Source organism: Imhoffiella purpurea (genome assembly GCF_000585215.1).
Lineage (GTDB): Bacteria > Pseudomonadota > Gammaproteobacteria > Chromatiales > Chromatiaceae > Imhoffiella > Imhoffiella purpurea.
In genome coordinates this window covers 71,965-92,065 of record NZ_AONC01000037.1, presented here as the reverse complement: position 1 = coordinate 92,065, position 20,101 = coordinate 71,965, and the positions used below count along the sequence as shown (strand labels likewise).

17 protein-coding genes and 2 tRNA genes are annotated in these 20,101 nt (G+C 65.9%); 13 read left to right on the top strand and 6 right to left on the bottom strand.

The genetic code is table 11. From position 1 onward, the window contains the following. The first annotated feature begins 2 nt into the window (after positions 1-2). The 6 genes from D779_RS12580 to D779_RS12555 all read left to right on the top strand — a co-directional run bounded on the left by D779_RS12580 (position 3) and on the right by D779_RS12555 (position 9,004). Positions 3-1,772, top strand: a complete 1,770-nt coding sequence (locus tag D779_RS12580) for a methyl-accepting chemotaxis protein (RefSeq protein WP_052348100.1) — start codon at positions 3-5, stop codon at positions 1,770-1,772. Between the two features lie 95 nt (positions 1,773-1,867). Beyond that, the gene (locus tag D779_RS12575; protein WP_198295714.1) at positions 1,868-5,266 is read left to right on the top strand and encodes a hybrid sensor histidine kinase/response regulator; all 3,399 of its coding nucleotides are present in this window, start codon (positions 1,868-1,870) and stop codon (positions 5,264-5,266) included. 17 nt (positions 5,267-5,283) lie between these two features. Further along, positions 5,284-5,946: a COG4315 family predicted lipoprotein gene (locus D779_RS21150; protein WP_052348099.1), complete on the top strand. Its 663-nt coding sequence runs from the start codon at positions 5,284-5,286 to the stop codon at positions 5,944-5,946. Continuing rightward, positions 5,943-6,707: a bacteriorhodopsin gene (locus D779_RS12565; protein WP_043754535.1), complete on the top strand. Its 765-nt coding sequence runs from the start codon at positions 5,943-5,945 to the stop codon at positions 6,705-6,707. Before D779_RS21150 ends, D779_RS12565 begins: the two co-directional genes overlap by 4 nt. Before the next feature lie 138 nt (positions 6,708-6,845). Then, on the top strand, positions 6,846-8,030 hold the full coding sequence (gene purT, locus D779_RS12560) for a formate-dependent phosphoribosylglycinamide formyltransferase (RefSeq protein WP_043754534.1): 1,185 nt from the start codon (positions 6,846-6,848) through the stop codon (positions 8,028-8,030). Between the two features lie 149 nt (positions 8,031-8,179). Next, a complete protein-coding gene (locus tag D779_RS12555) occupies positions 8,180-9,004 on the top strand; it encodes a flagellin (protein WP_043754532.1) in 825 nt (274 codons plus the stop codon). Positions 9,005-9,055: 51 nt separating this feature from the next. Here the strand turns inward: D779_RS12555 and D779_RS12550 are convergent, their stop codons facing one another. The 3 genes from D779_RS12550 to D779_RS12540 all read right to left on the bottom strand — a co-directional run bounded on the left by D779_RS12550 (position 9,056) and on the right by D779_RS12540 (position 10,127). Continuing rightward, positions 9,056-9,649, bottom strand: coding sequence for a toll/interleukin-1 receptor domain-containing protein (locus tag D779_RS12550; RefSeq protein ID WP_081763495.1), 594 nt, complete (start codon positions 9,647-9,649; stop codon positions 9,056-9,058). Positions 9,650-9,871: 222 nt separating this feature from the next. Further along, a tRNA-Arg gene (locus D779_RS12545) sits at positions 9,872-9,948 on the bottom strand. Between the two features lie 102 nt (positions 9,949-10,050). Continuing rightward, positions 10,051-10,127, bottom strand: a tRNA-Arg gene (locus D779_RS12540). A gap of 280 nt (positions 10,128-10,407) precedes the next feature. Between D779_RS12540 and mazG the strand changes: the two genes are divergently transcribed. The 7 genes from mazG to D779_RS12505 all read left to right on the top strand — a co-directional run bounded on the left by mazG (position 10,408) and on the right by D779_RS12505 (position 15,904). Then, positions 10,408-11,208, top strand: coding sequence for a nucleoside triphosphate pyrophosphohydrolase (gene mazG / locus D779_RS12535; RefSeq protein WP_043754530.1), 801 nt, complete (start codon positions 10,408-10,410; stop codon positions 11,206-11,208). Between the two features lie 43 nt (positions 11,209-11,251). Further along, positions 11,252-12,106, top strand: coding sequence for a DUF4743 domain-containing protein (locus D779_RS12530; protein ID WP_043754528.1), 855 nt, complete (start codon positions 11,252-11,254; stop codon positions 12,104-12,106). Between the two features lie 143 nt (positions 12,107-12,249). Then, positions 12,250-13,491: a flavodoxin-dependent (E)-4-hydroxy-3-methylbut-2-enyl-diphosphate synthase gene (gene ispG / locus D779_RS12525; RefSeq protein WP_043754526.1), complete on the top strand. Its 1,242-nt coding sequence runs from the start codon at positions 12,250-12,252 to the stop codon at positions 13,489-13,491. Between the two features lie 68 nt (positions 13,492-13,559). Next, complete coding sequence (locus D779_RS12520; protein ID WP_043754524.1) at positions 13,560-14,048, top strand: GlcG/HbpS family heme-binding protein; 489 nt, start codon at positions 13,560-13,562, stop codon at positions 14,046-14,048. A gap of 60 nt (positions 14,049-14,108) precedes the next feature. Continuing rightward, positions 14,109-14,288, top strand: a complete 180-nt coding sequence (locus D779_RS12515) for a hypothetical protein (RefSeq protein WP_043754522.1) — start codon at positions 14,109-14,111, stop codon at positions 14,286-14,288. A gap of 260 nt (positions 14,289-14,548) precedes the next feature. Beyond that, positions 14,549-15,343, top strand: a complete 795-nt coding sequence (locus D779_RS12510) for a dienelactone hydrolase family protein (protein ID WP_043754520.1) — start codon at positions 14,549-14,551, stop codon at positions 15,341-15,343. A 93-nt stretch (positions 15,344-15,436) separates the two neighbouring features. After that, positions 15,437-15,904 carry a universal stress protein gene (locus D779_RS12505; RefSeq protein WP_043754518.1) on the top strand — a complete coding sequence of 156 codons (468 nt, stop codon included), beginning with the start codon at positions 15,437-15,439 and terminating at the stop codon, positions 15,902-15,904. An 80-nt stretch (positions 15,905-15,984) separates the two neighbouring features. Here D779_RS12505 and D779_RS12500 read toward each other — a convergent pair whose 3' ends face one another. The 3 genes from D779_RS12500 to D779_RS12490 all read right to left on the bottom strand — a co-directional run bounded on the left by D779_RS12500 (position 15,985) and on the right by D779_RS12490 (position 20,020). Further along, complete coding sequence (locus tag D779_RS12500; RefSeq protein ID WP_043754517.1) at positions 15,985-18,858, bottom strand: DUF349 domain-containing protein; 2,874 nt, start codon at positions 18,856-18,858, stop codon at positions 15,985-15,987. Between the two features lie 122 nt (positions 18,859-18,980). Further along, positions 18,981-19,613 (bottom strand): MBL fold metallo-hydrolase, encoded by a 633-nt coding sequence (locus tag D779_RS12495; protein WP_043754515.1) that lies wholly within the window; start codon positions 19,611-19,613, stop codon positions 18,981-18,983. A gap of 170 nt (positions 19,614-19,783) precedes the next feature. Then, positions 19,784-20,020, bottom strand: coding sequence for a YdcH family protein (locus D779_RS12490; RefSeq protein WP_043754514.1), 237 nt, complete (start codon positions 20,018-20,020; stop codon positions 19,784-19,786). Between the last annotated feature and the right edge of the window lie 81 nt (positions 20,021-20,101).

Sequence of the window (20,101 nt, the reverse complement as noted above, 5' to 3'; positions counted from 1 at the left end):
CGATGAAGATCGCGGATCTCACCATTTCTGCCAAGCTCACCATGGTTACCACGGGGCTCGTCCTCGCCGTCCTTCTGGTCGTGACGGCGGCCATTCTATGGGGCCTGCAGGGGCTCGATCGGGAGCGCCATGGCGCGCCGACCTCGGGTGGCGGGAGCTCGCCCGCCGAGCTGCTCCAGAAGAAGGGCATCCGTTCGATCGAAACGGCCGGTGCGCTGCTGGCCGAGATCGCCGCCCGGGATCGCGATGAGGATGCGAAGCGGCGACTGGGCACATTGATCTCGGTCGTGGAGCGGGATCCGGATATCGCCTACGTGGCGATCCGCAACGCCGACGGCACCAGTCGGATCGGCGAGATGCCCGAGTCCCGAGGGAGCTTCCGCGAGTTTCCGGTCGAGCGCGATGGACGCTCGCTCGGCAAGGTCGTCATCGGTCTCAAGCACGGATTTCAGACTGAAGCCTACGGCGATCCGGGCGACCAGACGCAGCTCGAGGTCACCATGGCGCTGGTCATCGCGCTGCTTCTGTTGAGCGCCCTGGTCGCGGGCTTTGTCATCTATCTGGCGATCACCAGGCTTTCCAGGCGCTTCATCCTGATGCCGGCCGAGCGGATCCGCAACGCGCTCGACCGCATGGAGGCCGAGCGCGATTTCTCCGAGCGGCTCGAACCGGGCGCGGATGACGAATTGGGCCGCACGGTCGCCGCCTTCAACCGGGGGATCGATTTCCTCGAGCGACAGAACGATCTGCTGAACGAGTCGATCATCGAGATGCTGCAGATCGGCAACGAGATCAGCCAGGCCCGCGATCTGACCCTGACGCTCCCGGTCAAGGAGGACATCACGGGACCCCTGAGCGATGCCCTGAACCAGATCACCTCCGAGAGCGCGCGCGTGCTCGTCCAGGTGCGCGAGATCGCCGAGCGCGTCGAGCGGGCCTCGCTGCAGGTTCAGGCCCAGGGACGGCGGGTGGTGGAGGTCGCGGACGCCGAGCGGGCCCAGATCGAGCAGACGGCGACCGACCTCGGTCAGGCCGTCGAGGCCGTCGAGGGTATCGCCGAGCTGGCGCGCTTCTGTCGCGACGAAGCGGCGACGGCGACCAGTCTGACCGATCAGGCCATGGGGTCGGTGAGAGGATCGGTGGAGGGTATGGCCCAGATCCGCTCGTCCATCCAGCAGACCGGCAAGCGTATCAAGCGTCTCGGCGAGCGCTCTCAGGAGATCGGCGGTATCGTCGACATCATCAAGAGCTTCTCCGAGCGCACGCACGTGCTGGCCATCAACGCGGCGATGCAGGCGGCGACCTCCGGGGAGGCCGGTCGCGGCTTCGCGGTGGTGGCGCAGGAGGTCCAGCGTCTGGCCGACAGCTCGCGCAATGCCACCAACCAGATCGAGACCCTGATCGCCAATATCCAGGTCGAGACCCAGGACAGCATCCAAACCGTCAACGATGCGACGGAGGCCGTCACCAGGGAATCGCATACCGTCGAGAGTGCCGGAGAGCTGATGCTGGAGACCCAGCAGACCGCCGCCAGCCTCGCCGAAACGGTGTCGCGGATCGACGAGCGCGCCCAGTCGCAGGTCGTCTCCAATCGCGCACTGATGGAGCGGGTCGAGTCGATGCGGGCCGGTACCCTCGAGACGACGGAACAGATCGATCAGCAGACCCTGGAGACCGGCAGTCTGGTCGGCTATTCGAGACAATTGCTCGAGACCATCCAGTTGTTCCGGCTCCCCGGCCCGCAGGCGCCGGCCGATGGGACTCGGGGCTAGCCGGGGCGGCCGACGCCGGTTCGAGCGGCGCCGATATCGCAGACGATGACGATCTGGCACGATCCAGGCAAAAGGCGAGCATGAGTCGATTCGGTTTGAGCGAGCTCTTTTCGGCGGCCCTTCCAGGATTGCAGCAGGCGGTCCAGACGGCGGGCGATCCCGCGGCCGAGCCCGTCGAGCGGCTGGCGGCCGCGGGCGCCTTCGCCGAATCGCTTGGCGACCTCTGGCCGGAGCTGGAAGCCGGTGGCCCGCATCTGGCCGATTTCCTCGCCTTCCTGGACAACGGCGTCGCCGCGCTGCCGGAGCGGGACGACGCGATGGCCTCGGTCCAGATCCTCGAACTGATGGCACTGTTCGAGGCGCATCTGCAGGATCCCGACGACGCTGAGGTCCTGGAGGCGCTGCTCGAGACCGCTTCGGCGGAGACCTTCGATCCACCTCTGCCGGCGGAGTCCGCGGCGCTCTGGCACCAGGGTCGCGAGCCGGCGGAGCAGGCGCCAATGGGTACCGACTCGCCCGGCCTCATGGACGAGCGGTCCGAGTCCCGATCCGAGGTCGACGCATCCCTCGCCGCCGCAGACGAGTCGGCGACCGAGCCCGACGTTTCGGAGGATGAGCCGGACGCGCAGGCGCTGGGCGAGGAGGCGGCCGAGCTGCTCGGCATCCTGGTCGGCGCCATTGCCGAGAGCCGGGAGGAATTTCTGGAGCGGGTCGAGGAGATCGCCGAGGCCGGGGATGGGGACGCGCGTGTCCTCGCCGCGCAGGCCTGCCGGGAAATCCTCGACCGCTTCGCGACGGCCTCGGCCCAGGCCGGCTTCCTGGCCTTTTCGACCCTGTGCGAGGGCGTCGGCGAGCGCATCCTCGCCCAGCCGTCCGCGTCCGAGTGGTCCGATTCGCTGATCGACGGTCTGATCCAGCTGCCCTGGCGGATGCAGGTCTATCTGGAACGGCCCTTGGACGCGGCGACCGGACGCGAACTGGTGGAGCTCCTGACGGATCCCCATTGGCTGGATCCGATTCGGACCGACGCCGCCGAGGCGCTTGCGCACGAACTGGGACAGGATCCGCTCCTCCTGGAGCCGGATGCCGGATCCATCTATCCGGAAGCGGTGACGCGCGAGGATCTGTCGCTCGCGCCGGCCGAGGACATCGATCCGGTCGTGCTCGCGAGCTTTCGTCGCGAGGGCCCCGATCTGGCCCACCGATTGGCGTCGTCCATTCAGTCGATCCTGTCGGGCGGCGGCGGGGAGCCGACGCTCGATGCGCAGCGCTGGGCCCACACCCTCAAGGGCTCGGCCAACATCTGCGGCGTCAATGCCATCGCGGTCCTGAGCCATTATCTGGAGGATCTGCTGGAATTCCTGACGGTCCAGGGTCTGACGCCGACCCCGGAGCTGGGGGAGACGCTGGCCGCGGGCGCGGACGGACTCGCGCTCATGCTCGACATGCTCAATGGAGTCGAGCCAGAGGATCCGGAGACGTTGCGCCTCATCGTGCAGGAGGTCCTGGACTGGGCCAACCGCATCGGGCGGGGTGGGGCGTCCGCCCTGACGATAGAGCCCGAGATCTCGGCTCCGCCTTCTACGGACCGCGACGCGATCGAACCCGAACCCGAGGCCGAATCGGACCCAGGTTCCTCCGCCATGCCTTCGGAGATGTCGTCGGACGTCTCCTCGGAACGGGATGACGCCTATCTACAGGTCCCGGCTCGAACCGTCGACGATCTGCTGCGGCTCGTCGGCGAGCTGGCCGTGTCACTGTCCCGGTCGGAGGAGCAGCTGGCCCAGGCGCGCCGGGTCCTGGGCGAGGCCGGGCTGATCGAGCAGCGCAATCAGATTCAGGTCGCCGAGCTCGAGAAGATGGTCGATCTACAGGGCTCCGGCATCGCGCCCGTGGCGGGCGCGAGTTCGGAGCGGCGCTCGACATTCGATCCGCTCGAGCTGGAAGAGTACAACGAGATGTACACGGCCGCCCGGCGGATCAACGAAGGTGTCACCGACACGCGAGAGCTGGGTCTGGCGCTGAACGCCTCGCTGCACGAGCTCGACGAGTCCATTCAGCATCAGAGCAGGCTGCAACGTCTGATTCGGCAATTGGCGATGAGCACGCGTCTCGTGGACGTCGACTCGGTGACTCCGCGTTTGCAGCGCGCGGTGCGTCAGACCTGCCGCGCGACCGGAAAGGAGGCGGAGCTTCAGGTCTCCGGGGGCGGCACGCAGATGGACGGCGAGGTGCTGGACCAGCTCATGCCGGCACTCATGCATCTGGTGCGCAATTCGATCGATCACGGGATCGAGTCTCCCGATCGGCGCGAGCAGATGGACAAGCCGCGACGCGGCCGGATCGAGCTCCGCTTCGGTCGGCTCGGCGATCAGATCTCGGTCTCCTTCGGTGACGATGGCGCTGGGCTGGATCTGGACCGGATCCGCGCCAAGGCGATCGCCGCCGGCATGCTCGATGCGGCGGCCGAGCCGACCGATCAGGAGCTGGTTCAGCTGACGCTCAGGCCCGGTTTCTCGACCCGGGACGCCGTGACCCAGGTCTCCGGGCGCGGGGTGGGCATGGATGTGGTGGCCAGCATCCTTCGCTCGCTCAACGGTTCGCTGTCGATCGAGTCCGAGCCCGGGAAGGGCTATCGGGCCCATATGCGGCTTCCCTCATCCATGCTGACGCTCTATTGCCTGCTCATTCGATACGGGGATCAACTGCTCGCCCTTCCGGCAAACGATGTGCGCCTGGTGGTGATCGCCGGCGAGGGCGAGTGCGTCGAAACCTCCGATGGTCGCCAGTTTCGGCACGATGGACGCAGCTATCCGCTGTTCCGGCTCGATCGGCTCCTGGGGTTGCGGGCCGATGCGACGGATCTGATGGGGCAGGCCGTCCTGATCCTGAACTCCGATCGGGGCGACCAGGCGGTGATGGTCGATGCCCTCTGGGAAGGCCGAGAGCTGGTGGTCATGAAGCCGGGGATCATGGTCCCTCGGATTCCCGGATTGATGGCGGTGTCCGTCCTGGGTGACGGCACCGTGGTTCCCATCTTCGAAATGGCCGCGATTCTGCGGTTCGCCGAGAGTGGCGGCCCGGGCGAGCAGTGGCAGGACGAGAGTGCGGGCAAGGGGTATCTGCCGACGGTCCTGGTCGTGGACGACTCGGTCTCCATGCGGCGCATCCTGGCGCAGCTGGTGACCGATGGCGGCTATCGCGCGTTGACCGCCCGCGACGGGATGGATGCGCTCCGGACCATGGAGTCCGAGCGGGTCGATCTGTGCCTGGTCGATATGGAAATGCCGCAGATGAATGGTCTGGAACTGGCGGCCCATCTTCGTTCTCGGCCCGAAACCCGCACCCTGCCGATCGGCATGATCACCTCGCGTTCGACCGAGAAGCATCGGCGCGAGGCGGAGCGGGTGGGTATCGACCGTTATTTCGTCAAACCTTATCGCGATGACGAGGTGATGGAGTTTCTTCAGCAGGCGCTCGAGCAGGTCTTCTAATGGTTTCAAGGATACGTATGGGTTTCTACAGTCGCCTCATCTGTTGTTCCTGTCTGGTCTGGCCGGCAGCCGTGCCGGCACAGACGGACTCGTCCACCGGGATGCCGGCCTATCGCTATCCGAGCCCGCCGGTTTTCTATGGCGGATATGCCCCTTACGGGTATCCGCCGGCCCAGCGGGCCGCCCCTGTCTCGGTGCCGTCTCGGCCCGGCGCGTCCGCTCCGGCGCGTGCCGGGGCCGGAGCCTCGTCCGAGGTCGGCCCCCAGGGCTCCCGAAAGCCGGAAACGGAGAACCTTTCGGCGCCCGTTCCGGACGCCTTCCGTATCGAGGAGACACGACTGGGCCGGGTGCTGACGTCGGATCTGGGGCTGACGCTCTATCGCTCGATCCGGGATTCCGACGGGGTTTCGGAGTGTGCCGGGAATTGCGGTCCGCTGTGGCGACCCTTCCTCATGGCCCAGTCGGAACAGCCCGCACCGCCTTTCGGCGCGGTACCGCATCCGGATGGATCCAGACAGTGGAGCCATGAAGGTCATCCGCTCTATCTCTGGCTCGGCGACGAGCAGGCCGGGGATGTCACGGGGGATGGCGTCGATGGTATTTGGCAAGCCGTCCGAGTCTCGGCGCAGGACGCGCTGTCCGGCTCGGCGCTTGGCTCCGATCGGGAATCGAGACAATGACCACACTCTTCAATCTCACCTATTATTCCTTCCTGGTCTGCGGAGTGGCGGCCGCGGTCGCGGTCCTCTACTTCATGACCCAAGTCCCCCATCTGGAGGGTCGGCTGAGATATCTGGCCTTCCTCAACATCCTCATTTGCGGCGTCTCCAGCGTTCTGCATCTCTACTTCTTCAACAGTCTCCATACACTTGCAAGCGCCTCGCCGGATCTCGCCGAGATGGCCGCCGCCATCGGCCAGCTGCCGCTCACCGTGCGTTATGGCTATTGGCTGGTGACCACGGCGATGCTGATTCTGATGTTTCCCTTGCTGATCGGTCCCGAGCATGTGGGCGTTCGTTTCGCCGTGCAGCTCGTGCTGATCGACGCCGGAATGATCCTGACCGGCTATCTCGGGGAGCACTCGGCCCAGGGGGGCGATGGCGTGACACTGGCCACCTTCGCCTGGTTCGCCTTGAGCGGCATGCTGTGGCTCGCCATGACGGCCTCGATCCTCAGGGTGCTGCGACGCCTGCCGAGCGACCGCTTGATTCCGGCTCAACGCGACGCGCTCGTCTACATGTTCTTTTTCTTCCTGATCGGCTGGGCGATCTTTCCCGCCGGATTCTTCTATGCGATCGTTTTCGAAACCGGCATCGGGGTCGTGCTGCGCGAGCTGACCGTCAACATCGGCGACATCGTCAACAAGGTGATCTGGGGCATTCTGGTCGTCTACGCCGCGCGCGAGATCGTCAATGCGAGCCGTCGGGAGCGGACGCATTGATCCAGACCCGCCGGCCCTCCATCCTCGGCACTGGTCGCGAGACCGCCGAGGGCGGGGAGAGGCTCTGGACCGGAGCGATGCTCGGTGTTGATATAGCCGGTTGACACCCATCACGACGGCCAGCCGCGCGGAGAACCCATGCCTACGATCGGAACCCCCTTCTCATCGACCACGACCAAGATCCTCCTGTGCGGGGCGGGAGAGCTCGGCAAGGAGGTCGTCATCGAGCTCAAGCGGCTCGGCGTCGAGGTCGTCGCCTGCGACCGTTACTCCAACGCCCCCGCCATGCAGGTCGCCGACCGCTCCTACAGCTTCTCCATGCTCGATGGCGCCGAGCTTCGGCGGGTCATCGAGCTGGAGCTTCCGGACTACATCGTTCCCGAGATCGAGGCGATCGCCACCGATACCCTGCTCGAACTGGAGTCGGAGGGTTTCAAGGTCGTTCCCACCGCGCGCGCGGCTCGGCTCACCATGAACCGGGAGGGGATCCGGCGGCTGGTCGCCGAGGAACTCGGCATCCCGACCTCGCCCTATCGCTTCGCCGACGACCGCGACGCCTTCGAGCGGGCCGTGGCGGAGCTCGGGCTGCCCTGCGTGGTCAAGCCGATCATGAGCTCCTCGGGCAAGGGACAGAGCCTGGTGCGCCGCCCGGATGAGATCGGCCGGGCCTGGGACTACGCACAGGCCGGTGGACGCGCCGGTGGCGGACGGGTCATCGTCGAGGGCTTCGTCGACTTCGACTACGAGATCACCCTCCTGACCGTGCGTCACCGCGACGGAACCTCCTTCTGCGAGCCGATCGGGCATCGCCAGGAGGACGGCGACTATCGCGAGTCCTGGCAGCCTCAACCCATGTCTCCGGCGTCCATCGAGCGCGCCCGCGACATCGCCGCGCGGGTCACCGAGGCACTCGGCGGTCGCGGTATCTTCGGGGTCGAGCTGTTCGTGCGCGGCGAGGAGGTCATCTTCAGCGAGGTCTCGCCGCGTCCTCACGACACCGGAATGGTGACCCTGATCTCGCAGGATCTCTCCGAGTTCGCGCTCCATGCCCGCGCGATCCTCGGGCTTCCGGTCCCCGAGATCCGCCAGCTGGGCCCGGCGGCCTCCGCGGTCATTCTGGTCGAGGGGGATTCGTCGCGGCCGCGTTTCGGCAATCTCGCCGAGGCGCTCGCCGAGCCGGGTACGGATCTGCGACTGTTCGGCAAGCCCGAGGTGCGCGGGCGACGACGCATGGGCGTGGCGCTGGCGCGCGGGTCCGACGTCGATGACGCCAGGACGCGGGCGCTGCGCGTCGCCTCGGCGGTGAGCGTCGATCTGGAATGAGGATCCGGGCGGTGGTCAGGGTCCGTGGGGTGCGCCGATCGTCGGGACGGTGAGATTCATCACGCCAAGACCCTGATTTCTCTGCCAGACTCTAGGGTGTTCTTTCAATCTCGGGGCATTCTAGGCCCGCACTATCGAGGCTCGAGATCATGGTCGGAATCGGCAACAATCTTTCCCTGACCGCTCAGAACTCGCTCAACGGCAATCAGAAGGCATTGGAGACCAGTCAGGAGCGCATGGCCTCGGGCAAGCAGGTCAACCAGGCGTCCGACGATGCGGCGGCTTCTGCGCTCATCTCACAATTCGCATCCCAGATCGCCGGCAGCCAGCAGGCATCGCGCAACCTCGGCGACAGCGCCTCTCTGGTCGGTACCGCCGAGGCCGGCGTGACTCAGGTCGGCGACGCCATGGAGCGGATCCGCGAGCTGAGTCTGCAAAGCCTCAACGGAACCCTGAACGATTCCGATCGGGAGTCGCTCCAGGCCGAGGTCGGCCAGCTGCAGGACCAGATCGCCCAGACCCTCGAGAACACCAGCTTCAATGGCATCCAGCTGCTCAACCGGGAGGGCAGTCTGAGCGTTCAGGCGGGCAGCGATGCGGAAGATGCATTCTCCGTCGGCACCTATGACATTCAGGGTCGGCTGAGCGAGTTGGGCTTCGGCGAGATCGACATCTCCAGCGCGGCTGGCGCGGCCAGTGCCGTCGGCGTGCTGGATCAGGCGGGCGACTTACTCGACGAGGTGCGAGGAGAGATGGGTGCCGTCATGAACCGCTTCGACAGCGCCTTGAGCAACCTGCAGGACAGCAATATCGAGAGCGTCGCGGCCCGCAGCCGCATCGAGGACGCCGATTACGCCCGCGAGGCCGCCTCGCAGGCCAGCGGTCAGATTCAGCAGCAGGCGAATATCGCCATGATGGGCCAGGCGTCGCGCGTTTCCTCCCAGTTCGTGAGTCAGTTGCTGGGTCTCGGATAGGGCTTGGCCGGTCGCGGTGGCGCTCGTCGGCCTGGTGGCCTCGGCGCTGGCTCAGTTGGCCGCCACTTCATCGGTGGACGGCTTCTTCGACACCGGCCTGCCCCTCTTGACCTCCCTGAGCGAATCTCGGAGGCTCAGGTAGCCGTCGTCGAAGGATTCCCTGAAATCGGCGAACATGAACTCCTTCAGTGCCTCGGGCGGCTCCGAATCGTCGATCAGGACCGGAAGCAGGCGTTTGTTCTGCTCGGCGACCTTGGCGAAGGCGGGCTCGAACCATTCGGGGTTGGTGCTGTGGCTGGAGATCACGAAGATGACATCGCTGCTCGATGCCAGCAGCTGATTCGTCTTCTTCTCGATATGGTCGCCGACCTTGACCTCCTTCTTGTCCCAGAGGATCCGGTAGGGTGAGATCTTGAGCGCCTCGTAGAGCTTGGAGACGAATTCCGTATCCTCCGGCGCGTAGAGGATGAAGACCTTGCGAACCACCTTGCTGCTTCGGGACCCGATCACCGAGGAGACGAGGATGAGTCCGCTCGCCGCGCCCACGACCATCAGCAGCGTATCCAGCCCGTCCATGTAGTTGTGCTCGGACAGGAAGATGAGCAGGGCGCAGAGGACCGCCAGCAGGATCATTTTGACTGTCATGGGTACGGTCTAATCGAGTGCCAGTGATGGGCGGCCGTCGGAAGGTGCATGATTGCAGGATTCGAGGCGGCCCGCTATCGATTGGTGCCGGATTTGTGCTCTGGCCTCTGCCGGAAGGCTCGCAGATCTGGAAATGGGTCGAGCGAAAATTCTATCCGGATACGCTCGGCGCCCAAACGAAAACGGCTCGGACGAGCATCGTCCAAGCCGTTTCCTGAAGAATGGCGCGCCCGGAGAGATTCGAACTCCCGACCACCTGGTTCGTAGCCAGGTACTCTATCCAGCTGAGCTACGGGCGCATGTCTGTATTGTCGTACCGAGGCGGGAATTCTCCCGCTCCCCGATGTGCTTGTCAAACAAGCTGGGCTCAGTCGGCGCGAGCCGGCTAGGCTTTTTCAATATGGCGCGCCCGGAGAGATTCGAACTCCCGACCACCTGGTTCGTAGCCAGGTACTCTATCCAGCTGAGCTACGGGCGCATTTTGGTTCTTCGGACATTCATGCAAGGCTGCTGAACGTCGAGCAGCACATTATCGTGATCAGGGGATGGATTGTCAAATCCGGATTTCCGGTCTCGGCTGTGCCGAGCTCGGCGGGTGCTCGCGGCATAGACCATGGGTAGGGGCATCCGCTACCATGCGGCAATGAACCCGAGTGCCCGAGTAGGACTCGTTTCTCTCCCTCTTCACGAGGCATTCAGCCCGCTCGTACCGCGCCGATCCTCGTCGAGGGCCGGTCATCATCCGTTCGGCATCATCTATGGATCGAGACACCTCAATCGACGAACTGCTCGAGATCATGGCCCGACTGCGCGACCCGCGCTCCGGCTGTCCCTGGGATCTGGAGCAGACCTTCGCCACGATCCTGCCCTACACCCTGGAGGAGGCCTACGAGGTCGCCGAGGCGATCGAGAAGGCCGACATGCCGGCATTGCGCGACGAGCTGGGCGATCTGCTGCTGCAGGTCGTCTTCCATGCGCGCATGGCCGAGGAGGAGGGGCTCTTCGATTTCGACCAGGTGGCGCGTTCCATCTGCGACAAGATGATCCGGCGGCATCCGCATGTCTTCGGCGATGTCGATCTGGCCGGGCCCGATGCGGTGCTTGCCAATTGGGAGCGCATCAAGGCCGACGAACGGACCTCGAAGCGGGATGAATCAGCCGACGGCGTCCTGTCCGGTGTCGCCCAGGCCTTGCCGGCCCTGCTGCGCGCCGAGAAGCTCCAGCGCCGCGCGGCGCGCGTCGGCTTCGACTGGGACGCGGTCGATGGCGTGCTCGACAAGGTGGCGGAGGAACTCGACGAGTGCCGGGCGACCCTCGATGAACGGATGCCGCACGCCGAGCGCGTCCACGAGGTCGGCGATCTGCTCTTCTCCTGCGTCAATCTGGCGCGCCATCTCGGCGTCGATGCCGAGCAGGCGCTGCGCGCGGCGAATCATCGCTTCGAGTCGCGCTTCGCCAAGGTCGAATCCGGTCTGCGCGAACGAGGGCTTGCACCCTCGGTCGAGACGCGCGAGGAGATGGAGCGTCTCTGGGAGCACGCCAAGAGGGATGAGACCTGATGTCCGCCTCGATCGACCGCGAGGCGATTCGTTCGGAGCAACCATGAGCTTCATCGATAAGATCCGCGCCTGCAATGCCTGGAATCCGGGCGATTTCGTTCCATTGATGCTCGATGGCGAGCGGATCGGCATGCTGCGACAGGGCGCGGCCAAGGCGCTGAGGCGCTGGCCGGATCGTTTCTCGGTGACGCCCGAGGTGGTGCGCTGGATCGATGCGCCGGCCGACTTCGACGGCCGCACTGCACTCTTGGCGGAGGTCGTGCACACGCTGGTGGAGGAGGGCCTGATATCCCATCTCCACGGCGAGCGCTATCCGGTGACCGCCGGCAACCGCGAGCAGGCCCGCTGTCTGGTGGACCGCGCCTGCGCCCCCTTCTTCGGGATGCGCGCCTTCGGCCAGCACCTGAATGGATTCGTGCGGACCTCGAAGGGGATCGAGATGTGGATCGGCCGGCGCTCGGCGGACCGGCGTCTCTATCCGCGATATCTGGACAATCTGGTCGCCGGTGGTCTGCCGTTCGACCTGACCCTGGCCGAGAACCTGCGCAAGGAATGCGCCGAGGAGGCCGGGATGCCGGCCGAGATCGCCGACCGGGCGGTCGCCGTGGGGGCCGTCACCTATTGCCGCGACTCGGAGCGCGGGCTCAAGCCGGACGTCATGTACTGCTACGACCTGGAGCTGCCGGAGGATTTCGAGCCGCGCTGCACCGACGGCGAGGTCGAGGCATTCTATCGTCTGCCGGTCGAGGAGGTCCGCGATCTGGTCCGCGATACCGGCGAGTTCAAGCTCAACTGCAATCTGGTGATCATCGACTTCCTGGTCCGCCACGGCATCATCCCGCAGACGGATCCGGACTATCTCGCGATCATCGGCGGGTTGCGCTCGCCGCTGTGCTAGGCGGTCGTCGGCAAGATCCTTCCGGCGACGGCCCGGAGAAACCAGGCAAATTCCATCTGTTTCCCGGTCGTTCGCCGCTGTCAAACTAGAGTCATCAACTACGCGATATCCATCGAGCGAATCGCATCCGCGGAAAAGGCACCATGAGCCCAGTTCTAGATCCCGTTCAGAGACGCAAGACACTTCCAGTGGCCGTCGGCCCAGTCACCATCGGCGGCGGTGCGCCGATCGTGGTCCAGTCCATGACCAACACGGATACCGCCGACGTGGAGTCGACGGTGCGCCAGGTGGCCGATCTGGCGCGGGCCGGCTCGGAGATGGTGCGCATCACCGTCAATCACGAGTCGGCGGCGAAGGCGGTGCCCCTGATCCGCGACGCGCTCGCCGCCCAGGGCTGCGAGGTGCCCCTGGTGGGCGACTTCCACTTCAACGGCCATCGTCTGCTCGCGGACTATCCCGAATGTGCCGAGGCGCTCGCCAAGTACCGTATCAATCCGGGCAACGTCGGCAAGGGCGAGAAGAAGGACAGCCAGTTCGCGACCATGGTCGAGCTGGCCTGCCGCTACGACCGTCCGGTGCGGATCGGGGTCAACTGGGGCAGTCTCGACCAGGAGGTGGTGGCGCGCATGATGGACGAGAACGCGCGCGCGGCGCAGCCCAAGTCCTCCGAGCGGATCATGTACGAGGCCATGGTCGAGTCGGCCGTCTCCAGCGCCGAGCGGGCGGTCCAGGTCGGGCTGCCAAGGGACCATATCATCCTCTCGTGCAAGATGAGCGGCGTCCAGGACCTGATCAGCGTCTACCGCATGCTGGCCGAGCGCGCCGACTTCGCCCTGCACCTGGGGCTGACCGAGGCCGGCATGGGATCCAAGGGGATCGTGGCCTCGACCGCGGCGCTCGCGGTGCTCTTGCAGGAAGGGATCGGCGACACCATCCGTGTCTCCCTGACCCCGGCGCCCGGCGAGGCGCGCACCCGCGAGGTGGTGGTGGCCCAGGAGATCCTGCAGTCGATGGGATTCCGCTCCTTCGCCCCCATGGTGACGGCATGCCCCGGATGCGGTCGTACCACCAGCGACACATTCCAGCATCTGGCCCAGAGCATCCAGACCTATCTGCGCGACCAGATGCCGGACTGGCGCAGCCGCTATCCGGGCGTCGAGAACATGCAGGTGGCCGTCATGGGATGCGTGGTCAACGGTCCGGGCGAGAGCAAGCATGCCAACATCGGCATCAGTCTGCCCGGCAGCGGCGAGAACCCCTCGGCCCCCGTCTATGTCGACGGCGAGAAGGTCGCGACGCTCAAGGGCGACGGCATCGCCGAGCAGTTCAAACGTATGGTGGACGATTATATCGATGCGCGCTACGGTGGCGCCTCGCGGCTCTGAGATCGCGGTTGTCGTTCGTCCGCTTCGATCGCAGATCCGGATATTCCAATAATCGAGGAGGACCGACGATGAGACGATTGATTGGTGTGGTGGGGCTCGTGTGTCTGGCTGGATCGGTGGCGGCCGAGGACTCCATGGTGGTCTCGCTGAAGCGGCTGTCGCTCGACACCGCGGTCGAGATCGCCCAGGGCGCGATCGACGCCTGTCGGGAGAAGGGTATCCAGATCGGTGTGACGGTGGTCGACCGGGAGGGCAACGTGCAGGTGACCCTGCGCGACACCATCGCCGCGCCCATCACCGAGCGCATCAGCCGCATGAAGGCCTACACGGCGGTCAACTTCAACGCCTCGACCTCCGCCATGAGCGCCAGGGCCGAGACCCCGGTCGGCCGGGTCGAGGGTCTGGTCATGTCGGCCGGGGGCGTTCCGGTTCTGGTCGGCGGTTCCGCCCTGGTAGCCGGGATCGGCGTCAGCGGCGCGCCCGAGGGCGAGACCGACGAGGCCTGTGCCCTGGCCGGGCTCGCCAAGGTGCAGGACGACCTGGACATGGCGATGTGACCCGACCGGGTCGTCCTGCGGCGGGTGTGCGTTCCACTGTCATAGCAGAGGGCTCTAGAGATGCACCTGATCGATGCCGAGCAGATCCTGATCGACGATCTGAAGGAAGAGGGCGAGCTCATCGGCGAGAAGACCGTATCTGGCGTCACCGTCTATATCGTACGTCACCCGACTCTGGGCAAGGTCGTGCTGGTTCGGACCCAGGAGGGCAAGGGTGTTGCGATCGAGCTGGACGAGTGATCCAGGTGTCGGCGCCTTGTTCAGAAGCCGTCTGAAATCCCCATAACTAGCGATTTGGTCCGCACAGCGGACCCTAGGGTTCACGCCTCGGTCTGGTCCGCGTCGCGGACAAGACCTCCGGCGCCTGATTTCAGATAGCCTCTCAGAGGCGCCATCGCTGCTTCGAATGAATCTGTATGAATACCCTGGGCAGTCGCAAGGACTGTCCGTGTCCAATTCGCCTTCGTCAATCGCAGAACCACGCTATCGGGAGTGACATCATGCGCAATCGCATCGCTTTGCTGTCGTTCGTTCTGGCCGCAGCCGTCTTATCCGGGCCTCGGGTCGAGGCCGCGGTTCAGTCCAAGGCCGTTCACTACGAGGACGAGGGAACGGCCCTGACCGGCTATCTCTTCTGGGACGACACCCTCACCGACAAGCGTCCGGGCGTGCTGGTGATTCACGAGTGGTGGGGGCTTAACGACTACGCCAAGGAGCGCGCGCGGATGCTTGCCGAACTCGGCTATGTCGCCTTCGCCGCCGACATGTACGGCGACGATCGGGTCACCGAGGAGCCGGACCAGGCCAGCGAATGGATGCAGGAAATCACGGCCGATGTCGAGCTGTGGCGTCAGCGCGCCGGACTGGGGCTCGATCAGCTGATCGCGAGCGGCATGGTCGCCCCGGGTCGGGTCGCCGCGATCGGCTACTGCTTCGGTGGCGGTACCGTGCTGCAGATGGCCTATGGTGGCGCGCCCGTCGAGGGTGTGGTGAGCTTCCACGGCTCGCTGCCCGCCGCCCCGGAGGAGACCAAGGGCAAGATCGCAGCCAAGATCCTGGTGCTGCACGGTCAGGCGGACAGCTTCGTCTCGCCCGAGGTCGTGTCCAACTTCCAGGACAAGCTGGAAGCGGCCGGCGCCAACTGGGAGATGGACATCTACGGCGGCGTGAGGCACAGCTTCACCAGCCCGCATGCCGGTGACTACGGCATCGACAATCTGCGCTACGACCCCCAGGCCGATCGGAGGTCGTGGCGGCGGATGCAGTCATTCTTCGACGAGCTGTTCCAGCCCTGACGCTTCGATGGCCGCGGCCGGTGTCAGGGGCGCGGGAGGAGCCTTAAGGCGATTATACTTGTAGGCAGGTCGTAACAGCCCCCGAGGTGCGTGATGGAGACCAATGCCTACAAGCATCTGCTGCTAGCCGTGGATTTCGAGCCGGAGAGCGAGGTGGTGGTGGCCAGGGCGCGGCAGCTGCGCGGACTCCTGGACGCCCGTCTGACGCTGCTGCACGTGGTCGAGCATGTTCCCCCGGCGGTCGAGTCCATGTATCTCGGTTACTCGGGCGAGATCGCCCTGCCCGAGACCCGGGATCTGGAGGAGGAACTCATGAAGGTGGCTCGGGGCGAGATGGATCTGCTCGGCGGTCAGCTCGGGGTCAGCGAAGCGGATCGCCTGATCCGCGTCGGTCCGACCGGGCGCGTCATCGACGAGGTCGCCGCCGAGCTGGGCGTCGATCTGGTGATCGTCGGCAGCCGTGGCCGTCACGGTCTCCTCGGTCTGTTCGGCGATACCGCGGAGTCCGTGCTCCGCCGTGCCGCCTGCGATCTCTTGTGCGTCAAGATCCGCGAAGACTGATCCGCGAGCCCCGGCGGCGATCCGGAGTAGGGCGCAATAGCGTCAGCGTATTGCGCCGCCTGCCCCGTAACCCAGACGGTTCAAGAATTTTGCTGGGATGATTCCAGCGTGCGCCGAATCCGCTCGAAGCGCTCGCTGAGCGGCCGATCGTCCGCTGCCGGGCCGCAGAGATACCAGTCCTGCAACAGCCGTGTCGCACCCGCCAGTGGATCGTCCTCGCCCTCGACCATCCGTTCGGCGAGGCGTGCGACCTGGTATTCCAGACGTTGCTGCGCATGCTCCGGCGGCGAGTCGATTCCCGCGATGATCTCCAGCTGCAGACAGAGTTGACCCAGCCTGTCCGCGTCGAGTGCGCGCCGCTCGCGCAGTTCCTCTCGCCGGGTCGGATCCGCGGCCGCCTCTAGCGCGAAGGCGAAGCGGGTCTCCATCGCCTGCTGCAGGTCGGGATCCGCCTGTCTCGGGAGTTTCTGCCAGGCGTCCCGGGCCGTTTGCGGGTCGATGTCCTCTGGTCGATCGTTCAATAGACTGGATTCGAGCCGCTCGCAGACCTCCGCCTGGTGTTGGAGCAGATCCAGGGCCTCCGTGCGCTGGCGGTCCTCGGCGGTGCGGCGGCGTTCCTCGATCTCGGCGCGGGCGCGCTGCCAGCGTTGGTGGGACTGGCTCGCCATCTGGCGCGGGATCGGCTGGGATTCGAGTGCCTTCCAGCGGGCGTCGTAATCGCGCAGCCCCGCCGCCAGGCGCTGGGGATCCGTCTCGGTCGCCGCGAAGCCCAGGGCCTCGTCGCAGAGTGCCTCGCGCGCGGAGAGATGCTCGCGCATCTCCTTGGCCTGCACCTGATGCAGCGCCGCGCGCCGTTCGAAGACGGCGTCGCAGGCGGCGCGGAATTCCTGCCAGAGCTTGTTCTCTTCCTTTTGGCGCGCCGGCACGGTGGTGCGCCATTCGCGCTGCAAGCCCTTGGTGCGCTCGATCGCCGTGTTGAGATCCGGGTGATCGACCAGGGCCTGGACCTGCTCGATCAGGCTGTGCTTGAGGGCCTGATTCAGACGGCGTTCCTTGTCGAGCCGGTGATCGAGCGTCTTGAGCAGTTGATGGAAGCGGCGCTCGAGTTGCTTGCGCTGGCGCGGCTCGGTGGGTCCGATCGCGGCCCATGCCTGACGGGTCTCGCGCTCGGCGCGCAGGATCTTCTTCCATTCGACCCGCTCCCAGTCGACCTTGGAGAGGAACTCCTCGAGCTGCTGACAGACCCGCTCGCGGGCGATCCGGTTGGACTCGCGCTCCGTGGCCTGCGATTCCATGAAGGGCTTGCAGCGGACGTAGACCTGCTCGGATGCCTGATGGAACCGTTCCCACAAGCTCTGGTTCGCGGGCGAGCCCGTCTTGTCGAGCCCCTTCCAGTCCATCTGCAGGCTATGCAGCTGCTCGGCGAGCGCGGCCAGCGGTAGCTCCTTGTCGATGAGAGCCTCCATGTCGGCGCAGAGGCCCTCTCGGTGCTGGTCGGCCCCCCAGCGGCGCCAGTTCTGCAGTTCTCTCAGCCTGGGGGCGAATGCCCGAAGGCGATGGTTGAAGTCGGATAGGGCCGCGGTCTGGAGTCCGCTGCTCTGGATGAGATCGAGTCCGGCCTGCAGGCTTTGATAGAGCGGATCCGCCTTTCTGAGTTCGCCGTCGGCGAGATGCCGCTCCAGCTCCTCCAGACGTTCGGGCAGCTGTCTCAGCCGCTGCTCGGCGGTCTTGCGCTGATGTCTGAGGCGCGATTCGAGCCGCTCCGCCAAGGCGCTGAAGGACTCGTTCGTCTCGTCCCCGATGGCATTCGCGGCAAGTGCGCGTCCTTGATCGAGCAGTGTCTGGACCTGTTTGTGGTCCAGCGGCTTCGACTCGCCGAGCAGGCGTTCGGCCTTGGCGGTGAGCCGGCCAAGGCGTTCGTGTGCCTGCCGCCGGTCCGTGAGCGTCTTGCGCCGGGCCTCCAATGATTTGCAGCGCTCGCGGTAGCGTCTCTCCAGATCGCTATCCCTGGTTCCGGAGGCGGGAGCAAGCGCCTTCCAGGCGGTCTCGATACGCTCGCCGAGCGCCGTCAGTTCGGACGCGTCGGTCAGGGTATCGGCGATCTCGAGTTCCTGGATGAGCGCCTCGCGCTCGGCGCGCACCGACTCCAGCGCCTCTTGTGCCGCGATCTGGGCCGCATTGTCGTGACGATAGGCCTCGTAGGAGTCGAGGAAGCGCTCGCGCTCGACCGCGAATCGGGATTGCCACTCAGGCTCGATCGGGTCCTGAATGCCGCTCCATTGACGCTCCAGGTGCTCGAGCAGGGCGCGGTCCTGGGTCCAGTTGCCCAGCTTGCCGAGGCGCTCGGCCTTGGCGCAGATCTCCTCGCATTGGGCGCGGACGAGTTTGGGGCGCTCCTCGCGCGCGGCGATCAGCCGGAGTTTGTCGCGCGCCGCGCGCAGGACGTTCTTGTCCCGCTTGCCGATCTCGCGCACCACCTGTTCCAGGGCAGGCCGGTCCTCGATCCGTTCGGCCGCGCGCGCGCGGTTGGCGGCCAGGCTGTCCTGGACCGCGCAGGTTGCGAGGGTCGATTGAGAGGCGGTGCGTTCGATGGCGGCTCTCCGCACCTGGGAGGAGACGCCCTGTCGGGCGATCTGGTCGATCAGCTCGGCCTGGTCGATGCGGGAGAAGGCGTCCAGCAGTTCTTCGCTCGATGATGGCGGCTGACCGTCCTCGCAGAGCAGCTGGCCGAGCCGCTCGAGTGAGGCCCCGCGGATCATGGGGTCGGTCTCGCCGTCGAGAATTCGGGTCAGCACCGAGGGAGTGGCGACCTGACGGATCGCATCGCATCGGGCCGCGGGGTCGGCATGACTCAGCGCCTTCTCGTCCAGGGCCTGCTGATTCTGGGATGCGACAACCTGCTGGGTCGCCGCGGCGGCCTGTTTGCGTTTGTTGAGGAATCGCTGGAATAGCATGTCAGCTCCGCCAATCATGGGTGTCGGTGCGGCATTCTAGCCGAGCCCGCGTCGGGGCCGATCCGCACGAGGTCGCCGCTGTTCTCGGGATCCGAGTCTCTCCGGCGGCCGGGTTCTATGCTCTAGCCCCTGACGAAGGGGTTGCTGTGACGCTCCTCTCCGAGACTGGACATGGGGCCGTGCCCGGGAATGAAGCGGATGTCGTCGCCGAGCGCGAACAGCCTTTGCTGGATCGACTCGATCAGCTGGCGATGGTTGCCGCGCGGGAAGTCGGTGCGGCCGATCGAGCCGCGGAACAGCACGTCGCCGACCTGGGCGAGACGGGCGTCGCGATCGACGAACACCATGTGGCCCGGGGTGTGCCCGGGGCAATGGATGGCTTCGAGCCGCTGTTCGCCGATCTCCAGGATCTCGCCGTCTTCGAGCCAACGGGTGGGCGTGAAGGGTGCGATCGGGGGGAAGCCGAACATCTCGCATTGGCCGGGAAGCGCCTTGAAGAGGAATGCGTCCTCGGCATGCGGGCCGATGATGGGCAGTCCGGTTCGCTGTGCGATCTCGCCCGCCGCGCCGATGTGGTCGAGATGGCCGTGGGTCAGCAGAATCTGCTCTGGCTGCAGGTCCAGGGCGCGGACACGCTCGAGGATGCGATCCGCCTCGCCGCCTGGATCGATGATGGCGGCGCGGCGCGTTCGCTCGCACCACATGAGCGTGGCGTTCTGCTGGAAGGGGGTGACTGGGAGGATGCTGAATTCCACTGGCTTGCGCGGTCCTGGTGCTGCGGGTTGGCTGTGGGCGCGACGGCGACCGGCCGTCGCCGATGTCTGCAGGCCGAGAGCGACCCGGTGACCGCGCTGCGGTTCACCGGATGCTGGGGAGGCAGCTGCTTGGGGCGAGCGTCGGTGGGAACCGAACGGCTGCGGGGTATTCAGGCCCTCAGCATGCTGTAGAGTGCATCCTTGAGTTGGAGACGCTCCTTCTTCAGGTCCTCGATGGTCTCGTCGGCGACGGGGGAGCCGAGCTCCTCGATACTGCGGACACGGGCGTCCAGGTCGTCATACCGGTCCATGAGCGACGAGAACTCCGAGTTCCTTTCCCGCAGCGTCGCGATTTTGTTCTCCAGGTCGGGGAACTCGTGAAGCAGGTCGTGCGATTCACCAAGCATGGGTCCGCTCCTAGTGTGATGGAGACCGCCGCGCCAGGCGCGGTCGGGAGAGGTTGAGGTTGACATCGACTCGGGCGAGGA